The sequence below is a fragment of the Paenibacillus sp. J14 genome, assembly GCF_000518465.1.
Classification (GTDB): domain Bacteria; phylum Bacillota; class Bacilli; order Paenibacillales; family Paenibacillaceae; genus Fontibacillus; species Fontibacillus barengoltzii.
The window spans coordinates 108,525-129,862 of sequence record NZ_JADQ01000002.1; the positions used below are offsets into that span (position 1 = coordinate 108,525).

Genomic DNA, 21,338 nt, shown 5'->3' on the forward strand with positions numbered 1-21,338 from the left:
TGTAGACGGCATGCTCGCACAAGTAAATGGGCATGCTACTTAAAATCGACAGGATGTAAAGGCTTACTTTAATTAAATCTCTGGTGGGAGGAATACGTGGTGAGTTATTTCAAGAACATTAGCAAAATTCAGTATGAAGGCGCAGGTTCCGACAATCCGCTAGCATTTAAACATTATAACGAGAATGAAGTTGTACTCGGCAAAACAATGAAGGAGCATTTGCGTTTCGCCGTGGCTTACTGGCACACGTTGACGATGAACGGCAGCGACCCATTTGGTCAAGGCAACATGATTCGTCCTTGGGAAACAGTAAGCGGCATGGATCTGGCAAAAGCTCGCGTTGAAGTTAACTTTGAATTCTTGGAGAAGCTTGGCGCTCCGTATTTCTGCTTCCATGACGTAGACGTTGCTCCTGAAGGCGCAACCCTGAAAGAATCCAATGAAAATTTGGACGTCATCGTAGCTAAAATCAAAGAAGGCATGAAGCAAACCGGCGTGAAGCTGTTGTGGAACACAGCTAACATGTTCTCCAACCCGCGTTACGTGCATGGTGCGGCAACAACCTCCAACGCTGACGTATTCGCTTATGCTGCAGCACAAGTGAAGAAAGGTCTGGAAACTGCTGTTGAGCTGGGCGCTGAAAACTATGTGTTCTGGGGCGGTCGTGAAGGTTACGAGTCCTTGCTGAACACCGATATGGCTCTGGAACTCGACAACCTGGCAAGATTCTTCCAAATGGCAATCGACTATGCCAAAGAAATCGGCTTCAAAGGTCAATTCTTGATCGAGCCAAAACCAAAAGAGCCTACCAAGCACCAATATGACTTCGATGCTGCTACGACGATTGCATTCCTGCAAAAATACGGCTTGCAAGATCACTTCAAGCTGAACCTGGAAGCAAACCATGCGACGCTGGCTGGCCATACGTTCGAACACGAACTGCGCGTAGCCCGCATCAACAACATGCTGGGTTCGATCGACGCGAACCAAGGCGACATGCTGCTCGGCTGGGATACGGACGAATTCCCAACAGACCTGTATGCTGTAACGCTCGCGATGTATGAAATCCTGAAAAACGGCGGCTTGGGCTCCGGCGGGGTGAACTTCGACGCGAAAGTAAGACGTACTTCCTTCGAACCGGAAGATCTGTTCTATGCTCATATCGCTGGTATGGACACTTTCGCGAAAGGCTTGAAAGTAGCCGGCAAAATGATCGAAGACAACTTCATTGAAAACCTGATTGAAGAACGTTATGCAAGCTTCAAATCCGGCATCGGTGCGGATATCGTGTCCGGTAAAGCGAACTTCAAAACGCTGGAAGCTTATGCTCTGGAACACAGCAACATCGTGAACAAATCGAACCACCTCGAGCTGGTGAAAGCCCGCCTGAACGAATACATTTTCGGCACGAAATAAGCTTAGAGAGAGACTTGTTTCACAACTATCCAAAAGGGGACGCCTGCCGTCCCTTTTTGTGGTATAAGGCCCCTTAGGGGACATGCGAAGGGAGAGTATCGCAATGAAGTATGTGATTGGCATCGATCTGGGGACCAGCTCGGTGAAGACGTTGCTTGTGAATCAAAACGGCGATATCGCCGGGGAGGCGTCCGCAGCATATCCGCTGATCCAAGAGCGTCCGGGGTATAGCGAACAAAATCCGGAGGAATGGGTCAAAGGGACCGTTGCTTGCTTGCAGCAATTGCTCAAGGAAAGCGGCGTAGCGGCCGAAGACATCGAAGGTGTCTCCTTCTCCGGTCAAATGCACGGTTTAGTGCTGCTGGATGAGCAGAACAATGTGCTGCGCAACGCGATTCTGTGGAACGACACCCGTACGACCAAGCAATGCCGCGATATTGAAGCGAAGCTGGGCGACAAGCTGCTCGATATTACGCGCAACGCTGCGTTGGAAGGGTTTACGTTGCCAAAAATCCTTTGGGTACAGGAGCATGAGCCGGAGTTGTTTGCCAAAGCTGCACGTTTTGTATTGCCGAAGGATTACTTGCGTTATCGTATGACCGGCCAAGTGCATATGGAAATCTCCGATGCCGCGGGAACGCTGCTGCTGAATGTGCCGGAAGGGAAATGGAGCGAGGAGATCGCTGCCGCCTTCGGTCTTCCCGCTGGCTTCTGCCCGCCGATTGTGGGCAGCACCGAGTTTACCGGCACGTTGCTGCCGGAGTTTGCCGCTGAGTCCGGCCTGGCAGCGGGCACGAAAGTGTTCGGCGGCGGTGCTGACAACGCCTGTGGCGCGGTTGGTGCGGGCATCGTCCGTAAAGGCGACGCGCTGTGCAGCGTGGGAACGTCTGGCGTAGTGCTGACTTACGAAGAAGATAAGAACAAAGATTTTGCCGGCAAGGTGCATTTCTTTAACCATGCGCATCCGGGCGCTTTTTATGCAATGGGCGTGACGCTGGCTGCAGGGTATTCCTTAAGCTGGTTCAAGGATTCGCTGGCACCGGAGCTTAGCTTTGACGAGCTGCTGAAGCCGGTGGGCGACATCGCACCGGGTTCGGAAGGTCTGTTGTTCACCCCGTATCTGGTCGGGGAACGTACACCGCACGCGGACAGCGTCATTCGTGGTAGCTTCATCGGCTTGTCCGGCACACATCGCCGCGAGCATCTGGCCCGCGCTGTGATGGAAGGGATCACCTTCTCGCTGCAAGAATCGTTTGATCTATTTCATGCAGCTGGTATCGAGGTTGAACGCGTCATCTCCATCGGCGGCGGCGCGAAGAATCCAGTTTGGCTGCAAATGCAAGCCGATATCTTCGGCAAGCCGGTCGTGGCACTCAAGAACGAGCAAGGTCCGGCGATGGGCGCAGCGATGATGGCGGCGGTTGGCAGCGGCTGGTTCGGCAGCCTGAAGGAATGCGCTGATGCCTTCATCGGGTATGCGAAGACCTATGAGCCGATTCCGGCTAATGTAGAGAAATATGCTCGCCTATTTAAGCTGTATCAGCAAGTTTATGCAGCAACTCGCTCGCTGAACGAAGGGCTGCAGGAATTCCGCGGATAAGCTTGCACAAGGATCTGTCCATAAACGCCTGTTCCCCTGGGGAATAGGCGTTTTTTCATTTGGATTTGGCGCTGATCCGCCAAGAACTACAAACGCATGCAGTGCCAAAGGCATGGTATAATTGACCTTGTGCGAGGAGGGAAGACATGTTCATCCGGAGCATCTACCGCAATTACTTCAAGAACAATTTGTTCATGAAGATTCTTTTGTTTTTTTCAGTCATCACGATCGTGACGATTATTACATTTTCGTATTTGATGTTTATGTTTATGTCCGAGTCCGCGGTGCAGAGACAGCTCGACATTCAGAAGCGAGCGATCGAAAGTGTCAGCGATTACATCGGCAGCAAATATGAATCCGTACAAACAATGGTGCGGGATATTTATCGAGATGAGGAGTTGGCTTCGAACACTTCTTTTTTCCTGGAGCATCCGTATCAGGATTACGTGAATTACCGTTTGGATCGATTCTATGCGGAAAATAGTTCGTCTACCGACACCGTTCTGTATTTTCGTAACGTTGTCGACGACGATCCGGATATTCGCAGTTTGATGTTATATAGCGCGGATTTGCAGCAACTGTATGCTTTTGGCAGCGATAAGCAATTTAAGATTATCCCTACGAATCAGGCCCGATCCTTTATCCCTGATGTGATGTATCAGGAGGAAGGCGTGAACGTCGGAGCTGCCAACATCTGGGTGCGCAAAACGGTGGGCTTGCCGGATCTTCCGATGTATTCGGTCCGCATCCCCATCAATAACAAGCAGTCGCTTCGCAATATCGGGCAGCTTGACGTGTATTACGATACAGAGAAGATCCGGGGCAGCCTCGCGATGTACGAAGAGGAACTCAAAGGTTCCATCCTGGTGCTGTCCGCTGATGGCAGCGTATTATTTGATTCCTCCGGCACCTATTATGATCAGAAATACCCATATGCGGAGCAAATTCACTCGATGTACGATACCGGCGTGCTGGATGACGGGTTGATTGCTACCAAGCTGACACAAAGCCAGGGCGGTTATACCGTGCTTAGTACCGTCCCGAAAGAGGAGCTGGCCAAGACCTATCATGGACTTCGCAACACGATCTTTACGATCAGCTCCATTTGTATTTTGTTCGCGATCCTGATTCCGGCGCTGTTCATCAGCAATTTCGCCAAACGCACGCAAAATATTATCCGGTTTACCCGCAGAGTTCGTAACGGGGAGCTTACCGCACGGATCGCTGATGTTCGGGAGGACGAGCTGGGGCAGATCTCCAAGAGCTTTAATGACATGCTGGACGAATTGAATATCTACATCGACCGAGTGTTTAAAGCGGAGATAAAGCAGCAGCAAACCGAGCTCGTTGCGTTGCAGGCGCGGATCAATCCCCACTTCTTATACAATACGCTGGAAGTGATCCGGATGCGGGCCATTTCCCAAGGGGCGAAAGACGTGGGCGAAATGATTTACAGCTTGTCCGTTCTGTTCAAGAGCATGGTGCAACAAAAGAAAAACTATACGCTTAAGGATGAGCTGGAAGCTTGCCGATTATATTTAGAGCTGTTCCGCATCCGTTACCGGGATCGCTTTAGTTATGAGATTCAAGCAGATCCTTCGCTTCTTGGCAAAGCGATGGTCCGTTTGTCTTTGCAGCCTATTGTGGAGAACTATATTGTGCACGGGATTCAAACCGACCAAAGCGATAACCGGATTACGATTGAGGTGCGGGAAGACGGGGATTCGCTGGTGGCGGTGGTCCAAGATAACGGAAAGGGTATCCAACCCGACCGGCTGGCGGAAATCCGCAGGGAGCTGGAGCGGGAAGAAGAAACCGGGCGAATGTTTGGGTTACGCAGTGTACATTCACGGCTGCGTTTATTGTACGGCTCGGACTATGGGATCAAGGTCGAGAGCACACCTGGCAGCGGGACAACCATCACGGTTCGATTCCCGAATCGGGAAGGAATGGAGGGGGAAGATGTATAAGGTATTTATCGTCGATGACGAACCATTTATCATCGAAGGCTTATACGATATCGTGGACTGGCCGCAGTTTGGCTTGGAAATTGTCGGACATGCCGAGAACGGGCAGCAGGCGCTGGACGCTCTGGCTACGAAGCCGGTGGATGTATTAATCACGGACATCTCCATGCCGGTCATGAATGGGTTAACGCTGATTTCCGAGGCGCGGAAGCTGCACAAGGAATTGAAGGTCATTATTTTAAGCGGGTTTAACGAGTTTGATTACCTCAAAGAGGGGATGAAACTTGGCATTGAAAACTACCTGCTGAAGCCGATTAATGTTGAGGAGCTGGAATCGACGCTGCGCAACACGGTGCAGAAGCTGGACAGCGTGGATCCAAATGGACTCTACGACGCTTATGATATTCAAATCCTGAAGGACAACACGCTTTACCGGTGGCTGAACGGGCAGATGGCAGCTGCGGAATTCGAGGAGCGAACCGAACTGCTGGGCCTGCATTTGCAGGGGCCCTATGTCGCTGTGGCTATGCTGCGCACCGAGGGCAATTCAGCCGAGGTATTTGATCGCGCGGAACGTTATCTCGTGGCGTGGCGGGGAATCACCCTATTCCACGATGTGGATGGTGATATTGGCATCGTGGCTTCCCTTCTTGCCGGGGCAGAGGAGAAGCGAACTTTTGCCGAATTGATGGAGAACCTGTCGCTGGAATTGTCGGTCATGAACCAGATGATTCAAATTGGCGTAGGCAACGTAGGACGGGGACCTGAATCGGCCGCTCTCAGCTATAAACAAGCCAAGAGAGCCCTTGAATATTATTTGATTTATCCCGAACGGCGGACCATGGAATACAAGCAACTAGAGAGCACCCGCGCCAGCGGCGTATTGGAGAATGGCTATCCGCTGGGCTGGGACGATTACGCCAAGCTCATATTGGCGAAGGATAAGGATGGATTGAGAGAACGGATTTGCCAAGATTTCGAGCGGCTGAAGAGAATGGAGGGGATTCGTCCCGAGGATGTGCAGAATGTCGCCCTGGAACTGGTGGTCCGCTTTAAAATGGAGCTTCAGCATATTAAATATTCGGAAGAGACAGACTTGTTTAAGAACACGCTTCAACGTGTCCAGCGCTGTGATTCGTTTCAAGAGCTGGTCCAAACTCTCGTAAGTTTGGCAGAGGAGACGGTTTGTTCCCTTTTGCAGGATGCGAAGAATCCGGTGGTACATCAGGTGCTGAACTACATCGACTCGCATTATGCCGACGAACTGTCACTCAAAACGCTGGGGGCGCAGTACCATATACATCCAGTCTATCTCGGGCAGTTATTTCACAAAGAGACGGGGGTGTCCTTTGCCGAGTATATTAACAAGTACCGGATCGAAAAGGCGAAGCAGCAACTCAAAAACACCAATCTCAAAGTGCACGAAATCGCGCGGAGCGTGGGTTACTGGGAGATCGGTTATTTCTATAAGCAGTTCCGGAAATACGTGGGGATCTCCCCCACCGATTTTAAGGCGCTGCATTAGATCGCATAGGGGAGGGTACCCTGGAGCAAGGAGATTTTTAACCACCTAAAACGGTTGGTTTTCCTTGGTTCCAGGGTATTGTCCTTTTCTTTAATTTGTACCTTAATTTTTTAGGTTTATCTTCTTTTTGTAACGGCTTTCATTCGGTAAGGTTAGGTTAGTCAATCAAAACAAAAGAGATTCAAAAGGGAGGATCAGCATGAGTAAAAGCAAAAGAAGTTTTTCTTTCGTCCTTGCCACTTTGATGGCCTTGGTGCTTGTTCTGAGCGCATGCGGCGGAAGCAAGAACACAGACAGCAGCAACAGCGGAGCTGCTGCAGGCAACTCGGAGGAAACGGTTAACCTGATTTGGTACACGATCGGTACGCCTCAAAAAGACGTCGACCGTGTTATGGAAGAAGTCAGCAAGTACACCAAAGAGAAAATCAATGCCACCATTACGATGAAAATGATCGACTGGGGCGATTACGCACAAAAGATGCAAGTAAACGTCGCTTCCGGTGAACCGATGGATATCATCTTCACTTCCGCAGGTGGTTTCGACTACGTGCAAAACGCTAGAAAAGGCGCGTTCATGCAATTGGATGAACTGCTCGAGCAATATGGCAAAGATCTGAAGAACACGATCGACCCTGCGTTCCTGGAAGGTTCCAAAGTTGACGGACATAACTACGGGATCCCAGCGAATAAAGAACTTCCGCAACAAGAAGTATGGCGTTTCAACAAAACGTTCTTGGACAAGTATAACCTGGACATCACGAATGTTCGTTCCTTGGAAAGCATCGAGCCATTGTTGAAAACGATTAAAGAAAATGAACCGGGCGTAACGCCGTTCGCGATGAACAAAGAATACGTTCCGTATGTTCCTTACGATTACGTTATTCAAAACCTGCCGATGGCGGTAAAACTGGATACAACCGATTATAAAATCGTAAACATCCTGGAAACGCCGGAAATGCAAGAAGCTCTGAACGTAATGCACAAATACTATAAAGCAGGTTATGTAGCTCCGGAAGCAGCTACGACGGGTTCCACCAGCGACCTGATGACTTCGGGTCAATGGTTCATGGACCGTGCACAAACTCAACCTTTGGCGGATAACCTGTGGAGTGCAAGCTACGGCTACCCTGTAGTATCTACACCGGCAAGTGATGCAATCATCACCAACACTTCCGTACAAGGTTCGATCATGGCCATCTCCGCAAACTCCGAACATCCGGAGAAAGCGATGGAATTCCTGAACCTGCTGAACACCGATCCGGTGCTGCGCAACATGGTTGACTCCGGTATCGAAGGCGTTCACTACAAGAAGATCAATGACACTCACTACGAAAACCTGGACGAATCGAAAAACTACGACATGCCTTCGTACTCGTTGGGTAACAACATGCTCTTGTACTTGAATGCCAACGACCCAGACGACAAATGGGAGCAATTCAAGAAGTTTAACGCAGAAGGCGTGAACTCGCCAATCCTGAGCTTCAACTTCGACAGCACGAAAGTAGCGACTGAAATGGCCGCTGTACAAAACGTAAAAGAGCAATTCTGGTCCTCGTTGATGACGGGTACCGTTGATCCAGCAGAATACCTGCCGAAAGCAATCGAAAAATTCAAAGAGGCAGGCCTGGACAAGGTAATTGCTGAAGCCCAAGCTCAGCTCGATGCCTGGAGAGCTGAAAATAAATAAGTAATCATTATAGAAATAGAGAGGGATCGGGCGGGTGATAGTTGCGCCCGATCCTTTTTCATTATTTTTGATAGGAGGGGAACATCATGGCTGCATTTTTCAAAAACCTACTTAAGAACAAAGTCATGTTATTTATGGTGTTGCCGGGTGCCGTTTGGTTTTTCTTCTTCTCGTACCTTCCGCTGGTCGGTACAATCACGGCGTTTAAGCAATACCGCTTCAGCCGTGACGGATTCTGGGCAAGTATTGTGCGGAGTGAATGGGTAGGTTGGGAAAACTTCAAGTTCTTGTTTAGTACTAACGATGCCTTTACCATTACCCGCAACACGTTGTTATACAACCTGGCTTTTATCTTCATCGGACTTGTCCTTTCCGTGGCAATGGCGATTCTGTTGTCTGAGTTGGTCGGCAAGACCATGGCCAAAGTGTATCAAACCGGGATGTTCCTGCCTTACTTCCTATCCTGGGTTATCGTCGGCTACTTCGCGTTTAGCTTCCTGAGCATGGACCGCGGGATGATTAACCAGATTTTAGGTTGGTTTGGCGTGGAACGGATTAACTGGTATTCGGAGCCGAAATATTGGCCTTATATTTTGATTTTCGTTAACCTATGGAAAACCATCGGTTACAACAGTGTCGTTTACCTGGCTTCGATCATGGGTATCGACAAATCGCTTTATGAAGCGGCGATGATTGACGGTGCGACCAAATGGCAGCAAGTCCGCAACATCACGGTTCCCCTGCTCTCCCCAATTATCATTATCATGACACTGCTGGCGGTAGGGCGGATCTTCTACGCTGACTTCGGCTTGTTCTACCAAGTGCCAAGAGATTCGGGTACGCTTTATCAAGTCACGAACGTTATTGACACTTACGTATACCGCGGTCTGAAAACAACCGGGGAAATCGGCATGAGTACGGCGGCCGGTCTTTATCAATCGGTGGTAGGCTTTATTCTCGTCATGGTTTCGAACTACATCGTGCGCAAAATTGATAAAGACAGCGCCCTATTTTAAAACAGCTGAAAGGAGTGTCAAGGTATGGCGGAGATGGCTAGAAAAAGCAAAGATTTTCATCATGTCTCTCGCGGCTGGAACGCCGTATTGCACCTGATCGCCGGTATTTTTTCGTTCATGTGCGTATTTCCCTTTATCTTTGTTGTGATTATTTCCTTTACCGATGAGAAGACGCTGGCAACGGACGGTTACCGGCTGCTGCCGGCCAAATGGAGTCTCGATGCATACCGCTTCGTGTTTGAGAGCGGTGACTCCCTGCTTCGTTCTTACGGAGTAACCATCGCAGTCACGCTGATAGGTACGATCCTCAGTTTGGTCATGATTTCGCTTTATGCTTATGCGATTTCGCGGAAGAGCTTCCGTTACCGGAGATTTTTCTCTGTATTTGCGATTGTGACTATGCTGTTTAACGGCGGGATGATTCCTACCTATATGGTGGTATCCCAGTTGATGGGTTTGAAAGATTCGTTGTGGGCGCTGATTTTGCCGCTCGCAATGAATGCGTTCTATATCATGATCTTACGTACGTTTTATAGTACAAGCGTTCCAGAGGCGATTATTGAATCGGCGCGGATTGACGGTGCCGGCGATTTCTATATTTTCCTGCGGATCGTCTTGCCGCTGTCGCTCCCAGGTCTTGCTACGATCGGCTTGTTCAGCACGCTGGGTTACTGGAACGACTGGTTTAATGCACTGCTGTATATCGACAATCCGAATTTAGTTCCGCTGCAGTCGATGCTGATGCGGATCGAATCAAGTATTGCGTTTATTCAGCAAAACTCGCAGAATACTTCGCTTAGCCTGGCTGCGATGCAATCCATTCCGCAGGACACTTCGCGGATGGCGATGGTCGTGCTGGCGACGCTGCCAATTATTTTTGCATATCCGTTCTTTCAACGGTATTTTGTACAAGGACTTACGGTAGGCGCTGTCAAAGAATAAATATAGCTTCATTGAACCTTCTCGATGCTGAAAAGTAAATTTTTTAGTTTAAATCATTTTTGAACCCTTTGGGAATCAAGGAGAAAATGAAAGGAACGAGGTGGAGATGTTGCTATACAAAGACAGCTCGAAGCCCATCCCGGAACGAGTAGAGCATTTGCTCGGGCTGATGACATTGGAAGAAAAGGCCGGCCAGCTGGTCCAGCCTTTCGGCTGGCAGACCTATGAGCATAAAGATGGAGAGATCAAGCTGACCGAAGCGTTTAAGGAGCAGGTGAAAAACGGCGGCGTCGGTTCGCTATACGGCGTGCTGCGCGCGGATCCGTGGACGGGCGTGACGCTGGAAACCGGCTTGTCGCCGCGTGAAGGTGCGGAGGCCGTGAACGCCATCCAGCGTTATGCGATTGAGAACTCCCGTCTCGGCATCCCGATCCTGATCGGGGAAGAGTGCTCGCACGGCCATATGGCCATCGGGGCCACGGTGTTCCCGGTGCCGTTGTCGCTCGGCAGCACCTGGAACGTGGAGCTGTATCGCGAGATGTGCCGAGCGGTGGCCCGCGAGACGCGCGCCCAAGGCGGCGCAGTCACGTATTCTCCGGTCCTCGATGTTGTGCGTGATCCCCGCTGGGGCCGGACCGAAGAATGCTTTGGCGAAGACGCTTATTTGATCAGCGAAATGGCCGTGGCTTCGGTCGAAGGCTTGCAAGGGGAGAACTTGGACGGAGAGGACAGCGTAGCGGCTACGCTTAAGCACTTCGTCGGCTACGGCAGCTCCGAGGGCGGCCGAAATGCCGGACCGGTCCATATGGGACGGCGCGAACTGCTGGAGGTCGACCTGCTGCCGTTCCGCAAGGCGGTAGAAGCCGGTGCGGCTTCGATTATGCCGGCCTACAACGAGATCGACGGTGTGCCTTGTACGACCAACGAGGAATTGTTGGACGATATCCTTCGCGGCGAGTGGGGTTTTGACGGCATGGTCATCACCGACTGCGGCGCGATCGACATGCTTGCCTCCGGCCACGATGTGGCAGAGGACGGGCGGGACGCGGCGATCCAAGCGATCCGCGCGGGCATCGATATGGAGATGTCCGGCGTGATGTTCGGCAAGCATCTGGTGGAGGCGGTACGGTCGGGACAGCTGGAGGAGGAAGTGCTCGATCGCGCGGTACGCCGCGTATTGACGCTGAAATTCCGCCTCGGGCTGTTTGAACGTCCGTACGCTGACCCCGAGCGGGCCGAGCAGGTCATTGGCAGCACGGAACATGTGGAGCTGGCCCGGAAGTTAGCCAGCGAAGGCGTTGTGCTGCTCAAGAACAAAGATGGCGTGTTGCCGTTGTCGGCAGACGCCGGTACGATTGCCGTCATCGGGCCAAACGCCGATGTGGGCTACAACCAGCTGGGCGACTACACTTCGCCGCAGCCGAAGTCCAAAGTGACAACCGTACTCGGCGGAATCCGCAGCAAGCTGGCGAATACGCCGGAACGGGTGCTGTATGCACCGGGCTGCCGGATCAACGGCAATTCCCGGGAAGGTTTTGACGTGGCGTTGTCTTGCGCGGCGAAGGCGGATACGGTGGTGATGGTCGTTGGCGGCTCCAGCGCACGGGATTTTGGCGAGGGGACCATCGATCTGCGCACCGGGGCTTCCAAAGTGACCGACAATGCGGAGAGCGACATGGATTGCGGTGAAGGCATTGACCGCATGAACCTCAACTTATCCGGCGTACAGCTGGAACTGATTCAAGAGATTCATAAATTGGGTAAACCGCTTGTGGTGGTATATATCAACGGACGGCCAATTGCTGAGCCGTGGATCGACGAGCACGCCGATGCCATTCTCGAGGCTTGGTATCCGGGCCAGGAAGGCGGGCATGCGATCGCTGACATCCTCTTTGGTGATGTGAATCCTTCGGGACGTCTCACCATCTCGATTCCGAAGCATGTTGGACAGGTGCCCGTTTACTACCACGGCAAGCGTTCGCGGGGCAAACGGTATCTGGAAGGCGATTCGCAGCCGCGCTATCCGTTTGGATACGGGCTGAGCTATACTGAATTTACTTATAACAATATAGCGTTGGAGTCCGATACGATTCATAAAGACGGCTCAACGAAGGTGACGGTTGAAGTGACGAACACCGGCGAACGTGCGGGGGCAGAAGTCGTTCAACTGTATATTACCGATGTGGCAAGTAAGGTAACCCGGCCGGCGAAGGAGCTGAAAGGCTTCCGCAAAATATTCCTGCAACCGGGCGAAACCCAGACCGTAGAATTTACGGTTGGTCCAGAGCAACTGCAATACATCGGCCAGAATTATAAACCGGTTGTGGAACCGGGCGAATTCCGGGTGCACGTCGGCAAGAATGTCAATGATACGCTGAGCGCCAAACTCTTTGTGCGGGAGGATTAATCGATATGGAACGCATCAGACGTTTTATCCGGGAACTCTCGGAAGCCCAGTGGCTGGATCAAATCCAGTTGCGTGGGTGGGAGATCACCTCTTCCGTGTACCAGGTTCCCGGCAGTTACACGAAGGAAACCGAATATGCGGAAGGACAAGCCTTCGAACGCTTCCCGAGTACGCAGGGAACCACGTATTTCTTCCGTACTCAGCTGGAGATTCCAGAAGAATGGCGCGGTGGCCAAGTGGGTCTTATCTTTGCCTCCGGCGGTGAAGGGTTGCTGCGCATTAACGGCAAATCAGCTCAGGGGCTGGACCGGAATCATACGTTCGTGACGCTTCCGCAAGAGCAAGGCCAAGGCCCGCTCTCGCTGGAGATCGAGCTGTATGACCCGATCCCGGAACCGGTGGATCCGCTCAATCAACAAGCGGTGATTCAGCCGCCGATCTCGCGGATCGACAGCCGTCTGGTGCTGGTGAACCGGCCGGTGCAAAGCTTGATGTATACGGCAACAGTTGTCCGCGATGCTGCGGTATTGTTGCCAGAGCAAGATTTTCGGCGCACCCGCTTGATCGAGGCGCTGTATGCCGCCATGGACGGCTTCGTGGCGCTGGATGCGGAAGCGATTCGCGAGGGCGGAGCGATTACTGGGCTGGAACAGAAGCTCACCGAGCGGGTGAAGGCAATCGGCGGCAACGCTGAAGGCCTGATCCACATGGTCGGTCAGTCCCATATCGACATCGCTTGGCTGTGGCCAGTGCGGGAGACGGTACGCAAGACAAGCCGGACGTTCTCGACGGTAGATGCGCTGATGCGCGAATACCCGGAATACCGTTACACGCAGAGCCAGCCGCTGCTGTTCGCCTTCTTGAAGGAGAACGACCCCGAGTTGTACGAACGGGTGAAGGCGCGGATTAAGGAAGGACGCTGGGAACTGGTTGGCGGCATGTGGGTTGAGCCGGATTTGAACTTGCCGAGCGGCGAATCGCTGATGCGGCAGATGCTGTACGGGCAACGGTTTTATCAGGAAGAGTTCGGCTTTACCTCGGAGATTGAATGGCTGCCGGACACGTTTGGTTACTGCGCCTCTTTGCCGCAAATTTTGAAGCACGGCGGGATTCGCTACTTTATGACGACCAAGCTCGGTTGGAACGATACCAACGTATTCCCGTACGACCTGTTCCATTGGGTTGGTATCGACGGTACGCCAATGCTGTCGTATTTGAACCACGGGGTCAACGAAAATACGTTGCCGAAGGACGTTCATGATCACTGGCAATCGTATCGCCAAAAAGCCGTTCATCCCGAGCAAATGCTGCTCTACGGACACGGCGACGGCGGCGGCGGGGTGACCCGTGAAATGCTGGAATACATTCACCGCGGCGAGCTGATGGTAGGTCAACCAGCGAGTGAATATAGCACGGCGTCGGAGTTCTTCGCGGGAATCGAGGCCGCGCAGCCGAAGTTACCGGCATGGCATGGCGACCTGTACCTGGAATTGCACCGGGGAACGTATACGACCCACGGGCGCAACAAGCGCAGCAATCGCAAAGCGGAGATCCTGTACCGCGAGGCGGAGCTGTGGAACGCCTTGGCTGCTCCGGCAATGCCGAAGGATCAGCAACGCGAGGCGCAAAGCACGCTGCAGGAGGGCTGGAAGCTGATTCTGTTGAACCAGTTCCACGACATCATTCCGGGTTCAGCGATCACCGAAGCGTACGAGACATCGACGAAAGAATATGGAGAGATTTTTGAGAAGGGGAATGCCGGACTGCGCCAAGGGCTGACGACATTTGCAGAACGGGTATCAACCGCGGGTGAAGGCACGCCGTACATCGTCTTTAACAGCTTGGGTTGGACGCGCGATGTAATCGTGTCCTTGCCGGATCAAGCTGATCGGAGCGGCGTGGCGGCATACGACGAGCAAGGCGCACGGCTTGAGCTGGACGTGCGGACAGACCTTGGCGGAGAGACCGCAGCTTGGGTCCGCGTACCGGAGGTGCCGGCGTTTGGGTACAAGACGATTTGGCTGCGGAACGAAGCGGGAGCTGTTGCCGGTACGAAGGTGGGTTCCCGAGACGGAAGTCAAGCGTTCCAAGGCGAATGGGAAACGGAGTTCTACCGCCTGAAATTTAACGAACGCGGCGAGATCGTCAGCCTGTGGGATAAGGAAGCTGGACGGGAGATCGTGAAAGCTGGGGAAAGCGCCAACCGCTTCCACTTCTATCACGACCGTCCGACGCTTTGGGATGCGTGGGACATTGACCCGCGCTATGAACAGCAGCCAGCCGGTGAGGCCGTGTTGCTGGATAGCGGTCTGGTTGCAAGCGGGCCGGTCCAAGACGTATTGCGCTTCCGCTGGAGCATCGGTCAATCGGAAATCACACAGGATTTGATTCTGTACCATCATCACAAGCGGATTGATTTCCAAACGAAGGTGAATTGGAACGAAGCGCATAAGCTGCTGAAGGTGGGATTCCCGATCGATGTCGTTACGGACAAAGCAACTTACGAAATTCCGTTCGGAGCACTGGAACGTCCAACCCATCGCAACACGAGCTGGGAGCAGGCACAATTTGAAGTGTGCGGCCACCGGTTTGCCGACGTTTCCGAACGCGGTTACGGCGTCAGCCTGCTGAACGACTGCAAGTACGGCTACGACATCCAGGGCAGCACGATGCGTCTGTCGCTGTTGCGGGCGCCGAAATGGCCGGACGTGACCGCCGATCTGGGCGAGCATGAATTTACGTATTCGCTGTACCCGCACCAAGGCGACTGGCAGACCGCGCACACCGTGCGCGCGGCAGCCGAGTTGAACCACGCGCCGGCCGTATGGGCGGCCGAAACGCATGAAGGCACGCTGCCTTCCACCGGGGCGCTGCTCGGGTTCACGGGCGAGCACGTAGTGCTCGACACAGTGAAGCCAGCTGAGGACGGCGATGGCGTGATCCTGCGCCTGTACGAATCGGCCGGCGGCCGCGAACGCGTAGCGTTACATTGGAATGAGCCGGTTTCAGCGGCTTTCCAATCCGACGCGCTGGAGCGGGAGCTGGAGCCGATCACGCTGGCAGACGGCGGACGGATCGAGCTCGATTTTGCCCCGTATGAAATTAAGACGCTGAAGTTGAAGTAAGATATCGGGCGATTTGGGGCGGCGTAAGACGCAGTGGAAGGAGATTAACTGGAAAAAGTACTGTTAATTTCGCCATTTCCCGAGGTTCGGTGCAAGTTAACTGGAATTTCTACCGTTAAATTAGCGAATATCCGCCGATTTGATGCAATCCGACTAATTTAACAGCAAGATTTACCGTTAAATCAATGGACTAACGGAATATCAGCAAATTAACAGCAGGATTTACCGTTAATTTTCAGATTGCTATGCCGTCCGCCGACCCCACCGCCCTCAAGATCATCATAGAAACAAACCGAAGCCTAATGAAATGACCTGTAAAGGAGCGAGAAGACAAGCGCATGGAACAATTTAGACTCCCGAAAATCTCGATGCCGCCGCTGGAATTGCCGCAATCCATTAAGGATGTGCTGGCCGAGGCGGAAACGAAACTGGCGCATCGTCCGAAATTGCTGCAGCTGTTCAAGAATTGTTTTCCGAACACACTTGAGACAACAACTAAGCTGATGGACGACGGAACGACCTTCGTCATCACTGGTGACATCCCAGCCTCTTGGCTGCGCGATTCCGTGGAGCAAGTGATCCACTATGTGCCGTTTGCCAAGAACGATCCCGATTTGCAGCGGATCATCAGCGGACTGATCAAACGTCATATTCATTATGTTCACATCGATCCGTATGCTAACGCATTTAACGAGTCGGCCAACGATTGGCACTGGAACACAACAGACGAGACCGAGATGTCCCCATGGGTATGGGAGCGCAAATTCGAAATCGACTCCTTGTGCTTCGTAGTCCGTCTGGCCTACACGTATTGGAAGGAAACGGAGCAGACCGATATTTTTGATGCCGGCTTTAAATCCGCGATGCGGAAAATCTACGAATTGTTCAAAACCGAGCAGCATCACTTCGAGAAATCGCCTTACCGCTTTACCCGCAACAACGGGATTCCAACCGATTCCTTGCGGAACAACGGTATGGGCATGCCGGTGAACTATACGGGCATGATCTGGTCGGGCTTCCGTTCCAGCGACGATGCCTGCGATTTCCATTACAATATTCCGGGCAACATGTTTGCGGTTGTGGCGCTGCGTCAAATGCAGGAATTTGCCGAGTGGGTCTTCCGCGACATGGACTTCCTGGCCGAACTGAAGGAGCTGGAGTTCGAGGTGGACCACGGCATTAAGCTGTACGGGATCTACCGCCATCCGGAATTTGGTCCGATTTATGCCTACGAAACCGACGGCTTTGGCAACTATTGCTTGATGGACGACGCCGGTACGCCGGGCCTGATGTCCATTCCTTACCTGGGCTATGTGAGCGCAGACGATCCGATTTATCAAAATACACGGCGTTTTGCCCTGAGCAAGGAAAATCCGTTCTACTTCGAAGGCAAAGCAGCCAAAGGTATCGGCAGCCCGCATACCCCAGAGAATTACATCTGGCATATGGCCTTGTCGATGCAGGGTCTCACCGCGCAAACGAAGGAAGAGAAGCTGGAAATGATCGCAATGCTGGAGTCGACCGACGCCGGAACCGGCTACATGCATGAAGGCTTCCACGCCGACGATCCAAACACGTTTACGCGCAAATGGTTTGCTTGGTCGAACAGCTTGTTCTCACAACTGGTGTACAAAGCGATGCAGGAAGGTATTTTGTAAGGCTTCAATCTGCAAGCGGCGCCGAAGTGTTCATAAGGATGCGGACGCGCCCCTAATTCATATCCCACATATGTTAAAGGAGACTTGACCATGAGCAAAATTATCGGCGAACCTCTCAAAAATATCCCTTGGCAAGACAAACCGGCCGGCTCGAATGCCCCGGTATGGCGTTACTCCCAAAACCCAATCATCCAGCGTCATGCGATCCCGAACTCGAACAGCGTGTTTAACTCCGCGGTCGTGCCTTTTGAAGGCGGATTTGCCGGCGTCTTCCGCTGCGATTCGCGTTCGGTGAGCATGGATATTTTTGCAGGATTCAGTGACGACGGCATCAACTGGAAAATCAACCACGAGCCGATTCAATTTGAAGGCGACGAGGAAATCACCAAACGCGAATACCGTTATGACCCGCGCGTCTGCAAAATCGGTGACCGCTACTATATCACCTGGTGTAACGGCTACCATGGTCCAACGATCGGGATTGCGTACACAACCGACTTCAAGACGTTCCATCAGCTGGAAAATGCCTTTTTGCCGTACAACCGTAATGGCGTGTTGTTCCCGCGCAAGATCGGTGAACGCTACGCGATGCTCAGCCGCCCAAGTGACACAGGTCATACGCCATTTGGCGATATTTTCTACAGCGAAAGCCCGGATCTGACTTTCTGGGGCAAACACCGCTATGTAATGGGTACGATTAACGGGGATGCTTCGGCATGGCAATCGAAAAAAATCGGCCCAGGACCGGTTCCCATCGAAACCGACCAAGGCTGGCTGCTGATCTACCACGGCGTAATCAATACTTGCAACGGCTTTGTTTACCGCATGGGCTGCGCCCTGCTGGACATCGACAAGCCTTGGATTGTCAAAGCGCGTTCGCGTAACTACATCCTCGGTCCAGAAGAGCTGTACGAATGCGTTGGCGACGTGCCAAACGTGACGTTCCCTTGCGCCGCTCTGACGGACGCTGAAACCGGCCGTATCGCGATCTATTACGGATGTGCGGATACAGTAACCGGCCTGGCTTTCACTACCGTGGACGAGCTACTGAAGTACATGGAAGAATATCCGCTGGAAACGGAAGCCTAAGCATCCAGCATCGAATCGTATAAAGGATCACAAACCACGGAAGAAAGCGGGGGGTTAGAGAAAATGAGCAAGCAAAGAACGGCCCATATCGTCTCCCATACGCACTGGGACCGGGAATGGTATCTGCCGTACGAGAAGCATCACGTTCGTCTGGTTGAGCTGGTGGATGCGCTGCTCGATAAGCTGGACGGCGACTCAGCGTTCCGCAGTTTTTATCTCGACGGTCAAACGATTATCATCGAAGATTACCTGCAGGTACGGCCAGAGAATAAGGAACGCCTGGAAAAATACATCCGCGAAGGCCGCATCCTGATCGGACCTTGGTACATTTTGCAGGATGCGTTCTTGACGAGCGGGGAAGCGAATATCCGCAATATGCAAATCGGTCATCAGGACGCGTTGAAATACGGCACGCCCGCGAAGATCGGTTACTTCCCTGACACCTTCGGCCTTGTTGGGCAAATCCCGCAATTGATGCTGCAATCTGGGATTCGCAATGCGTTTTTTGGCCGTGGCGTGAAGCCGACTGGCTTCAACAATACCGTATCCGACGGCGGGTATGAGTCCTCCTTCTCTGAGCTAATCTGGGAAGGCCCGGACGGCTCCAAGGTGCTGGGGATCCTGTTCGCCAACTGGTATTCCAACGGCAACGAGGTGCCGGTGGATGAAGCGGAAGCAAAAGCGTTCTGGGACCGCAAGCTGGCGGATGCAGAGAAATACGCAGCCACTGGCGAGCTGCTGTTCATGAACGGCTGCGATCATCAGCCGCTGCAGCTGGACCTGCCGGAAGCGATTCGTACGGCGGAGAAGCTGTACCCGGACACGAAGTTCATTCATTCGAACTTCCCGGATTATTTGCGCGAGCTGGAAGCAGCACTGGAAGGCCGCGAGCTGTCTACCGTTAAGGGCGAGCTGCGCAGCCAGCGCACTGACGGCTGGGGGACGCTGGTGAACACAGCCTCCTCGCGTGTGTATCTGAAGCAGATGAACCAAGTCGGCCAGGCCCTGCTGGAGAAAGTCGCCGAGCCGCTTGCCTCCATGGCCAATCTGCTCGGGAAGGATTACCCGCATCACCTGTTTACGTATGCGTGGAAAACCTTAATGCAAAACCATCCGCACGACAGCATCTGTGGATGCAGTGTAGACGAGGTGCACCGCGAGATGGTCACCCGCTTCGCGAAGAGCCGCCACGTTGCCGAGGCGCTCATCGACGACAGCAAGCGGGTGATCGCGGATGCGGTGAACACCTCCGTCTTCGTCCAGTATGGCGAAGACCCGTTGCCGCTGGTCGTGTTTAATACGACCGGCTGGAGCCGCACGGGCACTGTGTCCATTGAGCTGGACGCTGCCCGGTTGTATTTGCGCGAAGGCCTCGGTCTTGAGGAGACCGGCCGCCGCATGAAGGCGGTCGACCTGTCGGGCCGCGAGCTGGTCGATGAGCAAGGGAACACCGTGCCTTGTACGGTGGAGGATCTCGGGCTGTTGTTCGGCTATGATTTGCCGGACGACAAGTTCCGCCAGCCGTACATGTGCCGCCGTGTGAAGCTGACGTTCCAGGCCGCTGATGTAGCTGCCCTGGGGCTGCGCACTTATGCGTGGGTGCGCCGGAAATCGGCGGCAGCTGCTACCAAGCCGGCCTCGTTGTTCACGGGCGACCGGGTTATGGAGAACGAGAAGCTGAAGGTGGAAATTGCGGAAGACGGATCCTTTACATTGATCGATAAGTCGACTGGTCAAGTGTACCGGGATCTCGGCATCTATGAAGACACCGGAGATATCGGTAACGAGTACATGTATAAACAGCCGGAAGGCGAGAAACCGCTGACGACGAAAGGACTGGCTGCGCAAATTCGCATCGTTGAGGACGAACCGTACCGCGCTTCCGTGGAAATCAGTCACGACTGGGAGATCCCAGCGTCCGCTGATGAGAAGCTGGACGAAGAGATGCGCGAGCTGGTGTACTATCCTTATCGGAAAGCGCAACGCAGCAGCAAGCTGACAACGCTGAAGCTGCGGACGGTCATTTCGTTGGAGGTAGCGGGCAAAGGCGTTCATATTGAAACGACGATTGATAACACGGCGAAGGATCATCGCATCCGTGCCCTGTTCCCAACCGATCTGAATGCCACGGTACATCAGGTGGATTCGATGTTTGAAATCGCTGAACGGAGCATTGAACCGGCACCGGAGTGGGAAAACCCAAGCAACACCCAGCATCAGCAAGCATTCGTGGACGTGAGCGGTGAAGGTGCCGGTTTGACCGTCGCCAACCTGGGCTTAAACGAATACGAAGTGCTGCGCGACGGTCGGAACACGATCGCCGTGACGTTGCTCCGCTCTGTGGGCGAGCTCGGGGACTGGGGCTTGTTCCCGACGCCGGAAGCACAGTGCCTGGGCGTGCACACCGCCCGGATGGAGCTGATTCCGCATAACGGCGACGGTATGACGTCCGGCGCGTTTACGGAAGCTTACCAGTTCCAAATTCCGTGGACGCTCAGCCAAACGGAAATGCACGAAGGGAACTTGTCCCCGTCGTATACACCGTTCCAATGGGAAGGCCAGGAGCTGGCATTCTCCTCGCTCAAAATGAACGAGAAGACCGGCGACCTGCTGTTGCGTTGGTATAACATGAGCAAGCAGTCATCCGAGCTGACGCTCGGCTTGAACATCCCATACGATCATTTCTATAAAACAACGATTCTCGAGGAAGAAGCGGCACCGCTGGCCAAGAACGCCGCAGGCGGACTATCCCTGCTAGCCGGCCCTTGCGAGATCGTAACCATCGGAGTTCGCCGGTAATCAGGGGAACGTTTGAACCTGTACCGGAAAAGAACAAAGGTTATCCCGCCATTGTCTGTTTGAATGGCGGGATAACCTTTTTGCTGTCTCTGGAGCTCCTTTACGTA

The 21,338-nt window shown here is 53.1% G+C and carries 12 protein-coding genes; all 12 read left to right on the forward strand.

Annotation, left to right across the window (positions count from 1 at the left end):
• The first annotated feature begins 99 nt into the window (after nt 1–99).
• Nucleotides 100–1,416: a xylose isomerase gene (gene xylA, locus M891_RS0101165; RefSeq protein ID WP_028537509.1), complete on the forward strand. Its 1,317-nt coding sequence runs from the start codon at nt 100–102 to the stop codon at nt 1,414–1,416.
• Between the two features lie 103 nt (nt 1,417–1,519).
• Nucleotides 1,520–3,016 (forward strand): xylulokinase, encoded by a 1,497-nt coding sequence (xylB, locus tag M891_RS0101170; RefSeq protein ID WP_028537510.1) that lies wholly within the window; start codon nt 1,520–1,522, stop codon nt 3,014–3,016.
• A 146-nt stretch (nt 3,017–3,162) separates the two neighbouring features.
• The gene (locus M891_RS0101175; protein WP_028537511.1) at nt 3,163–4,986 is read left to right on the forward strand and encodes a sensor histidine kinase; all 1,824 of its coding nucleotides are present in this window, start codon (nt 3,163–3,165) and stop codon (nt 4,984–4,986) included.
• Nucleotides 4,979–6,508: a response regulator transcription factor gene (locus tag M891_RS0101180; protein WP_028537512.1), complete on the forward strand. Its 1,530-nt coding sequence runs from the start codon at nt 4,979–4,981 to the stop codon at nt 6,506–6,508. Before M891_RS0101175 ends, M891_RS0101180 begins: the two co-directional genes overlap by 8 nt.
• Nucleotides 6,509–6,707: 199 nt before the next feature.
• The gene (locus M891_RS0101185) at nt 6,708–8,195 is read left to right on the forward strand and encodes an ABC transporter substrate-binding protein (RefSeq protein WP_028537513.1); all 1,488 of its coding nucleotides are present in this window, start codon (nt 6,708–6,710) and stop codon (nt 8,193–8,195) included.
• A gap of 86 nt (nt 8,196–8,281) precedes the next feature.
• The gene (locus M891_RS0101190) at nt 8,282–9,211 is read left to right on the forward strand and encodes an ABC transporter permease (protein WP_028537514.1); all 930 of its coding nucleotides are present in this window, start codon (nt 8,282–8,284) and stop codon (nt 9,209–9,211) included.
• Nucleotides 9,212–9,235: 24 nt separating this feature from the next.
• Nucleotides 9,236–10,153, forward strand: a complete 918-nt coding sequence (locus M891_RS0101195; RefSeq protein WP_016313765.1) for a carbohydrate ABC transporter permease — start codon at nt 9,236–9,238, stop codon at nt 10,151–10,153.
• Nucleotides 10,154–10,259: 106 nt separating this feature from the next.
• Nucleotides 10,260–12,560: a glycoside hydrolase family 3 N-terminal domain-containing protein gene (locus M891_RS0101200; RefSeq protein ID WP_028537515.1), complete on the forward strand. Its 2,301-nt coding sequence runs from the start codon at nt 10,260–10,262 to the stop codon at nt 12,558–12,560.
• A gap of 5 nt (nt 12,561–12,565) precedes the next feature.
• Complete coding sequence (locus M891_RS0101205) at nt 12,566–15,685, forward strand: alpha-mannosidase (RefSeq protein WP_028537516.1); 3,120 nt, start codon at nt 12,566–12,568, stop codon at nt 15,683–15,685.
• A 338-nt stretch (nt 15,686–16,023) separates the two neighbouring features.
• Complete coding sequence (locus M891_RS0101210; protein WP_028537517.1) at nt 16,024–17,343, forward strand: glycoside hydrolase family 125 protein; 1,320 nt, start codon at nt 16,024–16,026, stop codon at nt 17,341–17,343.
• 90 nt (nt 17,344–17,433) lie between these two features.
• Nucleotides 17,434–18,432 carry a glycoside hydrolase family 130 protein gene (locus M891_RS0101215; RefSeq protein ID WP_028537518.1) on the forward strand — a complete coding sequence of 333 codons (999 nt, stop codon included), beginning with the start codon at nt 17,434–17,436 and terminating at the stop codon, nt 18,430–18,432.
• A 63-nt stretch (nt 18,433–18,495) separates the two neighbouring features.
• Nucleotides 18,496–21,231: an alpha-mannosidase gene (locus M891_RS0101220; protein WP_028537519.1), complete on the forward strand. Its 2,736-nt coding sequence runs from the start codon at nt 18,496–18,498 to the stop codon at nt 21,229–21,231.
• Nucleotides 21,232–21,338 lie beyond the last annotated feature (107 nt).

Coding starts and splice junctions, on each gene's coding strand:
- M891_RS0101180 (WP_028537512.1), top strand. CDS start 4,979: ATGTATAAGGTATTTATCGTCGATGACGAACCATTTATCATCGAAGGC.
- M891_RS0101205 (WP_028537516.1), top strand. CDS start 12,566: ATGGAACGCATCAGACGTTTTATCCGGGAACTCTCGGAAGCCCAGTGG.
- M891_RS0101200 (WP_028537515.1), top strand. CDS start 10,260: ATGTTGCTATACAAAGACAGCTCGAAGCCCATCCCGGAACGAGTAGAG.
- M891_RS0101190 (WP_028537514.1), top strand. CDS start 8,282: ATGGCTGCATTTTTCAAAAACCTACTTAAGAACAAAGTCATGTTATTT.
- M891_RS0101185 (WP_028537513.1), top strand. CDS start 6,708: ATGAGTAAAAGCAAAAGAAGTTTTTCTTTCGTCCTTGCCACTTTGATG.
- M891_RS0101220 (WP_028537519.1), top strand. CDS start 18,496: ATGAGCAAGCAAAGAACGGCCCATATCGTCTCCCATACGCACTGGGAC.
- M891_RS0101175 (WP_028537511.1), top strand. CDS start 3,163: ATGTTCATCCGGAGCATCTACCGCAATTACTTCAAGAACAATTTGTTC.
- M891_RS0101210 (WP_028537517.1), top strand. CDS start 16,024: ATGGAACAATTTAGACTCCCGAAAATCTCGATGCCGCCGCTGGAATTG.
- M891_RS0101215 (WP_028537518.1), top strand. CDS start 17,434: ATGAGCAAAATTATCGGCGAACCTCTCAAAAATATCCCTTGGCAAGAC.
- M891_RS0101195 (WP_016313765.1), top strand. CDS start 9,236: ATGGCGGAGATGGCTAGAAAAAGCAAAGATTTTCATCATGTCTCTCGC.
- xylB (WP_028537510.1), top strand. CDS start 1,520: ATGAAGTATGTGATTGGCATCGATCTGGGGACCAGCTCGGTGAAGACG.